Below are 13,499 nucleotides of genomic sequence, written 5' to 3' on the forward strand. Positions count from 1 at the left end.
AAATATGGCTCTAATAAATCAAACACTGAATGGATATACTTTCACCGAATTTATCGGTGCAGGTGGATTTGGTTCAGTCTATAAGGCTACAAAAGACGGCAGCTTATATGCCATTAAGGTTTTCCGAGAAGATTACATACTTCAAGAATACAAGCAAAGCGGTCAAAACAACCGTATTCAGCGAGAAATTGATATAATGAAAACCGTAAATCATCCATATTTGATAAAATATGTTGATGATTTTAAAGGCAGTGATTTAAGTGTCCCATCTTACTTTTTGGTGATGGAGTTTGCCGAAGGAGAGACACTACAGAAACTTATAAAAAAGAATGCTTTACAAAACGAAGGACAAATCATTTCCATTTTTAGGAACATACTACAAGGCATCAAAGCGTTGCACCAAATCAGGGGTAATGATGATGGCAAAGGAATTATTCACAGGGATTTGAAGCCTGAGAATATTATTGTGAATGGAGATAAAGTTAAAATTCTTGATTACGGAATTTCTAAAGTAATAGACTATACAACCCTTACCAGCACAGGCAATTTTTTAGGCTCTCCGCTTTATTCTTCACCTGAGCAAATTACAGACAGTAAAAATATTGACAAGAGAAGCGATTTATATACTTTGGGAGTCATTCTCTATGAAATGTTAACTTCAAAAGTTCCTTATGATTTTACCAATCTTCCCGAGTTGATTGATAAGATTAAGAACGAAAACCCTATACCACCAAGAAAATACTTTGCTGACATCAAGAACAAATATGAAAACATAATTTTCAAACTTCTTGAGAAGAATCCATATCAGCGTTATTTGAATATAGACGAATTGATTTCAGTCTTTGAATCAGATGAAGCACTTCCAACGCGAGAATATGATACAACTCCAAGATTTATGCTGCGGTTATTGGATGACGGGACGGTGCTAAAAAATTATACAGAAAGCCATACTCATCCGATTTTTGTAGAGTTTCCTGCAATTCACCAATTCAGACAAAAAACACTGTTTAACATCATTCAGCAACCACAATTCTTACGAATTGTTGACCCTGAAACTATAAGGTTTGCTTATGATACTTATGCTGACAGGGAAGGTCTAAAAAAACTACCTTATTGTCCGCAGAATTTTGAAGTAATAACACCTGCATACCTTAATACCTACAAAAAGCAACAGGACTATGTGAAATTGGTAATTGACGAAGAAGTTAAATTAAATGCAGATATTTTAGTTTCACCTTACCACTACACGCATAACACCAATGTATTGCCTACCTACAAGCAAAACCCAGTAGAGCAATGGTTTGATTTAGACATTAAATTACTCAAGGAAGCAATTGATTACAAAAACTCTGTTCCTGAATATGCAGATAAAAAACTATACGCGGGAATTTGTATCAACGCAAGTAGTCTAATTAACGACCAGTATAAAAATGATTTGCTTAATTATTACTCGGCTCACGAATGTGATGGTTATATTGTATACGCTGATGGAATAGATAAATCAACCACCGCAATAACTCTATTTCATTATATAGACACATTATTGAAGCTTCAGGATAACACAGGCCGACCATTAATTGCCGGAAGATTAGGTAGTTTAGGATTAGGGTTGCTTTGTCTAGGTATAGCAGGTTTTTCATCAGGTTCAGCAAGATTTGAATCTTTTTCAGAAGATTTACACAAAGACAAATCTCAGCCTTACAATTTATATGAGAGATATTATTTCCAACAATTACTTGGGACTGTTCCAATTGAAAGGAAAATACCAACACGTCTTAATCAAATTTCTAGCATTTTAGGGGCTTGTCAATGTCAATACTGCAAGGGCAAGTTAGCACAAGACGTAATTCAATCTCAAAATAATAAGTTACATTTTCTAAAGGCAATACACGAAGAAATTGAAGTCATTAAAAACACACAAAATAAACACGCCTACTTTTTGAATCGAATTAATGAAGCCATTCAAAATTATAGACGCTTAACTGCCGTTTATAAACCAGATGACTATAAGCATCTAGTAGTTTGGAAAGAAGTTTTTGAAAATATAAGATAGCCCTATGTTTCGATACGAAAGTGAAATGATACCAGTATTGATTGACAACCTATCCAAGGTTTTCAAAACAGAATACATTACGACTGAATTCAGCACAGGGAATGGAGTTGCCGATTTGGTCTTTACAACAGAAATGAGTGATGAAGATTTATATCTGAATGATTATGCCTTAATGTCTCTTTTCGTGAATCTATTTCAACAGAATAAACACTTAACCACAAAGTATTTACAGAAAAGCAGCATTGACAAGACCAGACTGAAAAACTTACTTGCCCATCTTGAAGTGAATAATTTTATTGGGTATGAAGGTGAAATAATTGTACGGAATAGAAAGTACAAGGCACACACCCGAAATTTATTATCGGTTGAAGCTAAACTAAATGATTGGAAATCGGGATTTTATCAAGCTTTACGGTACAAGTTTTTTTCGCATCAGTCGTATTTAGCCTATCCTGAAAAAAACATCCACCGAGTAGATTTAGACTTGCTTAAAGAACACAATATCGGTCTAATCTCGGTTGGTGATGATAAGATTCGATTTATATCCAAGCCAAAATCAGAAAAGCCCAAGGATTTAACATCCTACTTTTTTCTGTCTGAGCTTTTCGCTCAACAATTTAAAGTAATGCATCAAATATGATACTAACCAATAACCAAACAGCTGAAATCAAAGGAGCAATTGCATCTGCATTAGAACGGGTTTATAGTCAAGACTTTTCGTTGATTGAAAGACGGGCACACGAAAGGTCGATTTCTTTCAGGTTTGGGCTTTACTTTTCTGAAATCATTGAGCTCACATCTTTTGGTGATGATGCTGACCTGACGATTGATGCCGAATACAACCGCAATTTGCACAATACAAAAAATATGGAAGGTTTTAATGCACCACAAGGCATCTTACCCGACATCATTTTACATCATAGGGGATTCAATGATAAAAATATTGTGGTGATAGAATTTAAAGGCTATTGGAGTGGAAATGGCAGGGATGACGAAAAACTTCGAGGATTCACACATCAGGAATTCAACGACTATCAATATGGATTAGGCTTATTCATTCGCCTAATGCCCACTTTGGATGAATGTGAGTTGGTTTATTACAAAAATGGTGATTTAGAATGAGTGAGTGGAAAACATATAAGTTGAGCGAGATTGCTGAATTGCGGAAAGAGCAGATTACTCCGAATGGAACAGAGCAGCCTTACATCGGCTTAGAACATATTGAGCAACAGAGTTTACGGCTTAATGGCATTGGGAGTTCAAAAAGCGTCATTAGTAATAAGTTCAAGTTTTATTGCGGTGATATACTTTATGGCAAATTGCGTCCTTACTTCCGAAAAGTGTATCAGCCAAAATTTGAAGGTGTTTGCTCAACAGATATTTATGTAATCAAAAATAAGAAACCAGTTGAACGGGATTTTCTTTACTATCTAATCGCGACAGAAGATTTCACAAACATTGCTAATTCAGGAAGTACAGGAACACGAATGCCACGAGCAGATTGGACGCAATTAGAAAATTCTGAATGGCTAATTCCCGACACATTCACCCAAAAAGAAATCGCCCAAATCCTTACTTCGCTTGACGACAAAATAGAACTCAATCTGCAAATGAACCAAACTTTGGAAGCAATGGCACAAGCCATTTTCAAAGAGTGGTTTGTCAATTTCAACTTTCCGGGTTTTGATGGCGAGTTGGTGGATGGACTGCCGAAGGGATGGAGAAAAATAACTTTGGATGAAATTGTAAAAGTTAAAAATGGATTTGCTTTTAAAGGAACTGATTTTATCAATGAAGGCGTACCTGTTATTAAAATAAAAAACGTAAAACCTAATAAAATACTCTTGACCGACCTTAGTTATGTGAGTAGAGAAGTTGCGGACAAAGCAAAAAAGTACCTAATAAACCCAAATGAAATACTAATTACAATGTCGGGCAATAGAATGAATGGTACGCCTGATACTTGGGTCGGGAAAGTGGCTCTTTTTCAAAGACAGGGTGAATATCTCTTAAACCAAAGAGTTTCAGTTATTGATTTAATCCCAGATTATGCACATCTAAAATACTACTTAACCATTTTACTTTCATCAATTGAATTCCAGAAATATTTCATTTCAAGTGCAACAAGTTCAGGGGGGCAAGCAAATATCTCCCCAACTTTAATTTATGGTACTGAAATCATTTTGCCTGATTTAGAAATATCTCAGAAGTTCTATTTAACTATGAAATCATTTTATGAGAAAATCCTTGAAAATGAAATACAAATAGATAATCTAACCCAAACCCGTGACACACTTCTACCCAAGTTAATGAGCGGACAATTAGAAGTAGTATGAGAAACAGCATCACCGAAAACGAAATAGAAGATATTGCCCTTAGCTACTTGCAAGGTTTGGGCTATACCTATCAGTTGGGAACGGTAATTTCCCCTGATGGTGAGCACCCTGAAAGGCAATACAACGAAGTGGTGTTGGTTACTCGTTTGCGTGATGCCATAGACAAACTCAACCCTACCCTTTCGCAAGATGCCAAAGAAGATGCCCTGAAAAAAGTATTGCGTACTGAAAGCCCCAATGCCTTAATCAACAACGAAAACTTTCACCGATACCTGACAGATGGCGTAGATGTAGAAATGAGAACCGATAGTGGCATTCGTGGTGAGAAAATTTATATCGTTGACTTTGAAAACCCCGAGAACAACGAGTTTGTAGCCATCAACCAATTTACAATAGTAGAAGGAAACCAAAACAAACGCCCAGATATTATTTTGTTTGTAAACGGCTTGCCTTTGGTGGTGATAGAACTCAAAAATGCGGTGGACGAAAACGCCAACCTGAAATCGGCATTCAACCAACTGCAAACTTACAAACAAGCCATTCCTTCGCTATTCACTTACAACAGTTTGCTCATCATCAGCGATGGTTGGGATGCTCGTTGTGGCACCATTACCAGCGATTTCGGCAGGTTTATGACGTGGAAAACCAAAGACGGACAAACCACAGCCGACCATTTGCAACCCCAAATGGAAGTGATGTTTCACGGAATGTTGAACAAACACACGCTGTTAGATTTAATCCGTCAGTTTATCGTCTTTGAAAAAAGCGACAGCAAAACACTCAAAAAAGTAGCTGCCTATCATCAATATTATGCTGTAAACAAAGCCGTTGAAAGCACCGTAACCGCAAGCGGAAGCAATGGCGACAGGCGTGGCGGTGTGATATGGCATACACAAGGTAGTGGCAAAAGTTTGAGTATGGTTTTCTTTTCGGGCAAGCTCATCATTGAGCCGAGAATGGAAAACCCCACTTTGGTTATTCTTACCGATAGAAACGATTTGGACGAGCAATTGCGCGAAACATTTACCAATTGCCAACAACTTTTAAGACAAGAACCGCAAAAAGCAGAAGACCGAAAAGATTTAAGGAAATTATTGAAAGTTGCTTCAGGTGGTATTGTATTCACTACCATTCAGAAGTTTATGCCAATGCAAACCGACATTGTGCAAACTGAAAATCCAAATATTGTAAGTGAGCCAAGTGTAGAATATATCGGTGCAGACATACAAGCGTTGAGCGAACGCAAAAACATAGTAGTGATTGCTGATGAAGCCCATAGAAGCCAATATGATTTTATTGATGGCTTTGCCAAACATTTGCGTGATGCTTTACCCAATGCAACATTTATAGGTTTCACAGGTACGCCCATTGAAACCACGGACAAAAACACACAAGCAGTTTTCGGTAACTATGTGGACATTTACGACATTCAACAAGCCGTTGAAGACAAAGCCACCGTTCCGATTTTCTATGAAAGCCGTTTGGCAAAAGTCTATTTTGAAGAAGATGAAAAAGTAACCATTGACGAGCAGTTTGAAGAACTCACCGAAGGCGAAGAATTGAGCAATCGCCAACAAATGCGGGCCAAATGGACACGCTTAGAAGCCATTGTAGGCAATCCAAACCGACTTCAAAAAATTGCCGAAGATTTGGTCTATCACTTCGAACAACGCAACGCAGTATTGGAAGGCAAGGCTATGATAGTTTGTATGAGCCGCAGAATTTGCGTTGAACTCTATGATGCCATTATCAAAATCCGTCCGTTTTGGCATTCAGATGATGATGATAAAGGAACGATAAAAGTAATTATGACGGGCAGCAGTAGTGATGCCCTGAAGATGCAATCCCACATTCGCAACAAGCCGAGAAGAAAAGCAATTGGCGACCGTTTGAAAAACCCGAATGACAGTTTGAAATTAGTTATTGTTCGGGATATGTGGCTCACAGGTTTTGACGCACCTTGTTTGCATACGCTTTATGTGGACAAGCCAATGCGTGGTCACAACCTAATGCAAGCCATAGCAAGAGTAAACCGAGTATTTACTGAAGGTAAATCAGGCGGTTTAATTGTGGACTATTTGGGTATTGCTCAAGAACTAAAAACCGCTTTAGCCGACTACACCGCAAGCGGTGGCGAAGGCAAACCGACACTTGACCAGGAATTGGCAGTTGCCAAAATGTTAGAATTGCACGAAGCAATCGACTATCAGTTAAGACATTTTGATTGGCGTAAATTCTTCACACTTACACCCGAAGAAAAACTAAGATTTATTCCCGTTATCGTCGATTACATTTTCAGTCAGGAAAACGGAGAGCAGAGTTTTACTGAAAACACCAAAAACCTTTTGAAAGCATTTGCTATTTCTGTTCCCCACGACCGAGCAATGGCAATCCGTGATGATGTGGCATTGTTCCAAGCCATCAAATCAAGATTGGTAAAAATATCAGACAGAAACGAAGGCGGCAAAACAGATGATGAAATGGATACAGCCATCAAGCAAATCATTTCGGAAGCCATCACAGCCGACAATGTAATTGACATTTTTGATGCAGCAGGACTGAAAAAACCAAACATTGAGATTTTAGATGAACGCTTTTTGCAAGAACTGAAAGACTTACCACAAAAGAATTTAGCCGTTGAGTTATTGAAAAAACTACTCAAAGACGAAATCAAAAAGCGGACAAAAATCAACTTGGTAGAGAGTAAGAAATTTTCTGAAATGTTGGAAGATGCCATAAAACGCTACCACAACGGAATGATTGACACGGTAGAGTTTTTGGAAAAAGTCCTTATCCCCTTTGCCGAGCAAATGAAAGAAGCCGACAAACGGGGCGACAAATTGGGATTGGATTACAGAGAATATGCCTTTTATACAGCTTTGGAAGTAAACAACAGTGCAGTAGCCGTATTGGGTGACGACATTCTAAAACATATAGCCCAAGAACTTTTAAAAACAGTACGCAACAGCACGACCATAGATTGGACAATTAAAGAAAGTGTTCAATCAGCATTAAGACGAAACATCAGACGAATTTTAAGACTACACGGTTATCCGCCAGACTTACAAGAAAAAGCGGTTGACACAGTAATCACACAAGCGAAAATGTTAGCAGAAGACTTGGTAAAAAATGGAGACAAAACAGAACAATAAGCCCTAGCTATTGGTGGCACATTTGCAAAACCGCTCAAGCCGTCCCACAGCCAAAGTTTTGCAAAAGAGCCACCAAGCCAACGCACGACAAAAACGAACATAAATGACTGACAACCAAACGAATAAAACAGAAGGGCAGCACACAACAGCGGTTTTGCAAAAGTGGCGGTTCAGTGCTTCGTATGACAGTTTTGTGGTAGGTTCAAGTTCAGTTCTTCGATTGAAGTTTAGTGGTGAAAATCGCCACCTTCGCAAAGCCGCAAAACGTTGAACAAACCTAAAAATAAATATATCTAAATATCAGTAAGACAAGTTATTAGGCATGATATTTGGCCTACCAGGTATAAATAAATAACAATAAAATGATACCTGTACACAACCACCTGAAGGCTTATGATGAGCGACTGATATTGCTCAATTCACCAGTTAAAACCCGGAAATCTTACCTGACAATATTGAGGAAGTATCTCCAATATTGTAACGATCAGAGCATAGAAGATCCATTTACAGATGCTGCTGTAAAACAATATCTTTTATATAGATACAGTCAAAAAATGGATTGGAAGACCATCAATATGGATTACTCAGCTATTAAAAAATACGTTGTTGAAGTACTTCAACAAGTGTGGAATACCCCGATGTTCCCACGACCCAAAGTAAATAAAGAACTGCCCAATGTCATATCAAAAGAAGAAGTACAAAAGCTCATTTCGCACGTACGCAATCTTAAATACAAAGCCTTATTCATCTTCCTATACGCTACGGGGATGCGCATAAGTGAGGCCTTGTCGGTCAAGGTAAAAGACATTGATTCTGATAGACTACAGATCAAGATAGATAAAGGCAAGGGTCACAAAGACAGATATGTAGATGTACCGATGGAATTGATAGAAATATTAAGACAATATTACAAAATCTACAGACCTACAGACAGACTTTTTTATGGGGAGACAACACAAGATGCACTGCCTGAACGCAACATACAGCATGCCATGAAACGAGCTAAAGAGAAAGCAGGCATCATCCATGATGTGAGCCCACATACATTGCGTCATTGCTACGCTACCCATCACATGGAACATGGAACGAATATTGTATATATACAGAAGATGTTAGGTCACACCAATCTAAAAACGACCTCGATATACCTTCATTTATGTGTAAACTTTCAGAGTCAAAGCATAATCCATCCGATCACAACGATACAAATCAGTCTGATGGGCAATTCACAGACATAGGATCATTATTTAGAGCATACAAAGAATCGTATATCCACCTATACAAACCGCAGCAGCACGAGATCAAATTTATCAAAGATGTAAGTAAATGTAAAACACCTGCGCTCGGAGGGATCGTAATAAGTTGTAAAAGTTGCAAAAAGAAGACCTATTTATATAAGTCATGTGGCAATAATCAGTGTCCAAAATGTCAAAGTATAAAACGTATACAATGGCAAGACAAGCTGGCGAGCAAGATGCTTAAATGTCCCTATCAGCACATCATCTTTACCATACCTCACGAGCTAAATTATATAGGAAAAGGCCATCCAAAACTATTGTATGGCGTGCTATTTAAGGCAGCTTGGCTCACCATAGAACGACTGGCAAGAGACCCAGAAAATGTAGGAGGTACACCCGGAATGACAGCCGTACTGCATACATTTGGCTCAGATCTCAAACAACATATACACCTGCATACCCTGGTCACCTTTGGAGGTGTAAGCAAGGATGGCAAATGGGTATGGCCCAAACGAAAAAATAAAATCGCACCGTATCGCAAAATATGTAGCACCTTCAAAACCATCTTTATCAAAGAGCTGGAAAGTCAGCTGCAGAAAATCGATCCATCGTATTATCAAACAGTAAAAGGTATCATCAATAGTACCAAAGAAGTGAGGTGGTGTGTACACAACACGCCACCTACTGCTCATACCAAAGTCATAGAAGAATACCTAGGTCGATACATATGCAGAATAGGAGTAAGTAATAAAAAATACAGTATGATGAAAAACAACAGATCGTAAAAATGGAATACAATGACTACACAAATCAAAAACCCAATGAAGCAGCGCCTAAAGCGATCAAGCAACTCGACCCCATAGTAGCCATGCGACAAATCATGATACATGTCTTACCTGCCAACTTTCAAAAAGTAAGAACATATGGCATCATGACCAAATCAAAATCCGAAAAAATAAAAATAACAATCCCGGCACTCATCAAAGAAAATGGTCAAACCATAAGAACATTGTTTCAGATAGTGAAAGCCTTACTACAAATAACGGAAGACGAAGAAGAGGAAAAAATAAAATGCGTTTCATGTCAATCCACAGATAGTGAGATAGAAATCATAAAACCTGATGCTGAATGGTACGAAAAGCACATTGGCCGAGAAAGTAGAAACAAATCGCCTGCACAAACACCCAAAATAGTACCAATAGACCCTAATGCTTCATCGAGGCCTGAGGTATCTATGGAGACAAAAGTCAAAATCAAGGTCGAACACGCAAAAATCTAATCAAATCTTAGGTTAGGAAGGTAAAACCAAAAGCTATTGCAAAAGATTAATGTCTAAAACTCAAAATTATAGCCCAAAGCCATTAAAAAATAACTACTACAATCAAAGCAAATCCCATATACGGCTCGTTTCAGGCCGTAGGATTAAAAGATTTCATTGTTTGTATAATAAATAAATTGGCTATAATCCAACGGTCTAAACTTAAATATCTACAAATTCGCTATGGGTTTTGTGCAATTAATTTATCTTTGTACATGCGAATTCGTAGATATTCCTTTGAGTTATGCCTTTCATACAAAGCAGCCGTTAATCCTTTCTCCAACTTGGGTTAAGTTATATTGTTATTGTATCGCGATACTTGATAAGATTGTAAAAATCAAAGTATGATTCATTTTTAAAATAAACAGTTACCTTTGTTGAAGAATGATTGTATATGGGCAATATAAATTTTAAAATTTACTTTGATAAATTATCTTTGTTAACGTTGATGACACTTATTGTGATGTATTCATGCGAAAATAAGGAATCGAGTAAAAAATATACTATCGGATTTTCTCAATGTTGCGATGACCCTTGGCGCACTGCCATGAATCTTGAGATGAGACGTGAACTTGCTTTTCATTCAGAATTAAACTTGCAAATAAGAGTTGCAAATAATGACAATGTTAAGCAAGAGGAAGATATAAAAAATTTGGTAAAATCAGGTATTGATCTATTGATAGTTTCTCCGAATGAATCAAAAGCATTTACCAGGTTGCTAGACAGTATATTTAAAACTGGTTTGCCTATTATACTGGTGGACCGAAGGACAGAATCAAATGCTTTCAGTGCATTTGTTGGTGGGAATAATGTAGAAATAGGTAGAATGGCCGCTTCATACTTGAAAACATTACATCCCTATGGTGTAAATGCATTGGAATTTCAATTGAGTCATAGCATCACGCCAGCTATAGAAAGGAGTCAAGGTTTCACGGCGGAGTTTGTAAATAATCCGAAACATAGGATTATACGGAGCCTGGAGTTGGATCGAGAAATAGACAGCTTAAAGCAAGAATTTCAGAATATTTTAAACACTCAACCAGAAATTAACAGCATTTTTGCACACTCAGATTTCTTGGCTCATCAAGCCTCTTCCTGGTTGAAGGGAATGGCATGGTCACGATCTATCACCATTGTAGGTGTGGATGGCCTTCCAGGCGAAGGAAATGGTATTGACCTAGTAGAAAATGATGACATTAATGCATCACTTTTATACCCGACAGGAGGCTCTGAATCGATAATGTTAGCTTTGAGTATCTTGAACAATCTGCCTTATGAAAAAATAAATAAACTTAATACGATTGTTATCAACAAGTCAAATGCAAGAACTGTGCACTTGCAATTTAAAAAAATTGAAAATTTGCAAGAGACTATTGATAAGCAGATTGGTTTGATCTCTTCACTTCAAATGATATTTCGTACACAAAGAAACTACATTGTCTTGCTATTGACATCATTGTTGGTATCTATGATATTGGGTTGGTTTTTGTGGCAATCGTTGCGCAAGAAGCAAAAGGCCAATCAAGAGCTGGTGGAGAAGAACAACGAAATAATGGAGAAACAATTACACATCTTGGAGATGTCGGATGAGTTAAAAGTTGCTACTAATGCCAAGGTAAACTTCTTTACAAATATATCTCATGAGCTACGGACACCTTTGACTTTGATTATGGGAGTAAGCGATGAATTGCTCACTGGTAAAGGTAACGAAAAACAAAAAAATTCTCTGGTCAGACAAATACAACAAAATTCCATACGATTGCTAAGACTAATCAATCAATTAATGGATTTTAGAAAAGTAGAATTTAATAAAATGAATATGTCTGTATCCGAATACAACATCATTGATTTTATTAAAATAATATGTGACTCATACAGTTCCATCGCAGCTCAAAGAAATATTTCATTCAAGTTTTTGACAAAAACAGAAGAAATAAAATTGTGGTTTGATCCCGACAAAATGGATAAAGTGATATTCAATCTTCTATCCAATGCTTTTAAATTTACACCGGACCACGGCAAAGTGACAGTTTCTATCATAACAGATTCTTATGAAAAAACAGTTAAAATAAATGTTGAAGATTCGGGTGATGGCATTGACTTAGATGAATTTGAAAAGATATTTGAACCTTTTTACCAAATCAAAAGTGTTCACTCCGCAGGTACTGGGCTTGGATTGTCCTTGTCTAAGTCTCTAGTCGAGCTGCACAAAGGTAGCATCACGGTACAAAGTATAAAAGGACATGGTGCCAGATTTACAGTAACCTTGCCAATCGGCAAGGATCATTTTAGTGCAGATCAAATCATCAAAAATGAAGACTACGTGATATCTACTGACTCGATATATGATGAATCTCTCAACTATCAACTTGGTCAGGTCAATGATAGAGAAATCAAGCATATTGACAGTTTTCATATCCATATCATAGAAGATAATGCAGAAATACAACATTTTCTTTTGCGAAATTTGGAGTCAAAATATCAAATCACCCAATCTATCACAGGTAATGATGGTTTTGCCCAAGCAACAAATCTTGTACCTGACTTATTGATTTGCGACTTATCACTACCTGGAATGGATGGAATAGATATTGTAAAAGCACTGAAAAACGATTTGCGAACTTCCCACATTCCCATCATAATTTTGACATCAAAGGCTACTGTTACCCAGCAAATAGCTGCAATGCAAGCTGGAGCAGAATCATTTATTACCAAACCGTTCAATATACACGTACTCGAAGCTACGATACAAAATTTAATACACAATCGTCAAATACTTAAAGAAAGTATGCACAGTGATGTGATCGATCTGAGAGAAAACACATCTTTAAAAAACATTGATCAAGACTTCATCAGTCGGCTATCGGTCTATATCCAAAATCATTTTACAGATCCACAATTTCAAATCAATGATCTTTGTGAAGAAATGCAATTATCAAGGTCGCAACTTTACAGAAAAGCTAAGTCTCTATTGGGCGAGAACATTAGCGATTTTATCCAAAACAAGCGACTTTCGCACGCCGAAAAATTGTTGTTGGCCACTGATACACCGATTGCGGACATTGCTTATTCATCGGGATTTTCATCTCCTGATTATTTTTCTACAGTATTCAAACAAAAATATAATGTCACGCCTAGCCAATTTAGGCGTAATCCTTTGGATGACAAAAATATAATCTGATCGGCCTTTATATTTTGTCAATACATCTGCTGATTGTACATCAATAATTCTGACACAATATCTAAAGTTGATGACACAATTTTAAAATAAAATATTAAATTATAATAAAATTGTATTTATAAAACATTAATATACAATAACCGATAGTGGTTATAGGCTATTGAGTAAAATTTAAGAAATAAAATATTAATTCACAATTACTTACATACAAGGGATGGTAA

At 37.0% G+C, this 13,499-nt stretch carries 9 protein-coding genes; all 9 read left to right on the plus strand.

The window, feature by feature from the left end; translation table 11 throughout:
• Positions 1-4 precede the first annotated feature (4 nt).
• The 9 genes from IPK35_22440 to IPK35_22480 all read left to right on the plus strand — a co-directional run bounded on the left by IPK35_22440 (position 5) and on the right by IPK35_22480 (position 13,278).
• Complete coding sequence (locus IPK35_22440; protein MBK8055949.1) at positions 5-2,053, plus strand: serine/threonine protein kinase; 2,049 nt, start codon at positions 5-7, stop codon at positions 2,051-2,053.
• Positions 2,054-2,057: 4 nt separating this feature from the next.
• On the plus strand, positions 2,058-2,693 hold the full coding sequence (locus IPK35_22445; protein MBK8055950.1) for a hypothetical protein: 636 nt from the start codon (positions 2,058-2,060) through the stop codon (positions 2,691-2,693).
• A complete protein-coding gene (locus IPK35_22450; protein ID MBK8055951.1) occupies positions 2,690-3,175 on the plus strand; it encodes a hypothetical protein in 486 nt (161 codons plus the stop codon). The genes IPK35_22445 and IPK35_22450 overlap by 4 nt, the downstream gene beginning before the upstream one ends.
• Positions 3,172-4,389, plus strand: a complete 1,218-nt coding sequence (locus tag IPK35_22455; GenBank protein MBK8055952.1) for a restriction endonuclease subunit S — start codon at positions 3,172-3,174, stop codon at positions 4,387-4,389. The genes IPK35_22450 and IPK35_22455 overlap by 4 nt, the downstream gene beginning before the upstream one ends.
• The gene (locus IPK35_22460) at positions 4,386-7,541 is read left to right on the plus strand and encodes a type I restriction endonuclease subunit R (protein MBK8055953.1); all 3,156 of its coding nucleotides are present in this window, start codon (positions 4,386-4,388) and stop codon (positions 7,539-7,541) included. The genes IPK35_22455 and IPK35_22460 overlap by 4 nt, the downstream gene beginning before the upstream one ends.
• A 362-nt stretch (positions 7,542-7,903) precedes the next feature.
• Positions 7,904-8,779, plus strand: coding sequence for a tyrosine-type recombinase/integrase (locus IPK35_22465; GenBank protein MBK8055954.1), 876 nt, complete (start codon positions 7,904-7,906; stop codon positions 8,777-8,779).
• Positions 8,698-9,564, plus strand: coding sequence for a transposase zinc-binding domain-containing protein (locus tag IPK35_22470; GenBank protein ID MBK8055955.1), 867 nt, complete (start codon positions 8,698-8,700; stop codon positions 9,562-9,564). Before IPK35_22465 ends, IPK35_22470 begins: the two co-directional genes overlap by 82 nt.
• 2 nt (positions 9,565-9,566) lie before the next feature.
• A complete protein-coding gene (locus IPK35_22475; protein ID MBK8055956.1) occupies positions 9,567-10,058 on the plus strand; it encodes a hypothetical protein in 492 nt (163 codons plus the stop codon).
• 484 nt (positions 10,059-10,542) lie between these two features.
• On the plus strand, positions 10,543-13,278 hold the full coding sequence (locus IPK35_22480; GenBank protein MBK8055957.1) for a substrate-binding domain-containing protein: 2,736 nt from the start codon (positions 10,543-10,545) through the stop codon (positions 13,276-13,278).
• Positions 13,279-13,499 lie beyond the last annotated feature (221 nt).

The organism is Saprospiraceae bacterium (assembly GCA_016713025.1).
Classification (GTDB): domain Bacteria; phylum Bacteroidota; class Bacteroidia; order Chitinophagales; family Saprospiraceae; genus OLB9.

Excerpts from the sequence above, each read along its gene's own strand:
- IPK35_22465 (MBK8055954.1), top strand. The coding sequence starts at position 7,904 with ATGATACCTGTACACAACCACCTGAAGGCTTATGATGAGCGACTGATA.
- IPK35_22440 (MBK8055949.1), top strand. The coding sequence starts at position 5 with ATGGCTCTAATAAATCAAACACTGAATGGATATACTTTCACCGAATTT.
- IPK35_22470 (MBK8055955.1), top strand. The coding sequence starts at position 8,698 with ATGTGTAAACTTTCAGAGTCAAAGCATAATCCATCCGATCACAACGAT.
- IPK35_22460 (MBK8055953.1), top strand. The coding sequence starts at position 4,386 with ATGAGAAACAGCATCACCGAAAACGAAATAGAAGATATTGCCCTTAGC.
- IPK35_22455 (MBK8055952.1), top strand. The coding sequence starts at position 3,172 with ATGAGTGAGTGGAAAACATATAAGTTGAGCGAGATTGCTGAATTGCGG.
- IPK35_22475 (MBK8055956.1), top strand. The coding sequence starts at position 9,567 with ATGGAATACAATGACTACACAAATCAAAAACCCAATGAAGCAGCGCCT.
- IPK35_22445 (MBK8055950.1), top strand. The coding sequence starts at position 2,058 with ATGTTTCGATACGAAAGTGAAATGATACCAGTATTGATTGACAACCTA.
- IPK35_22450 (MBK8055951.1), top strand. The coding sequence starts at position 2,690 with ATGATACTAACCAATAACCAAACAGCTGAAATCAAAGGAGCAATTGCA.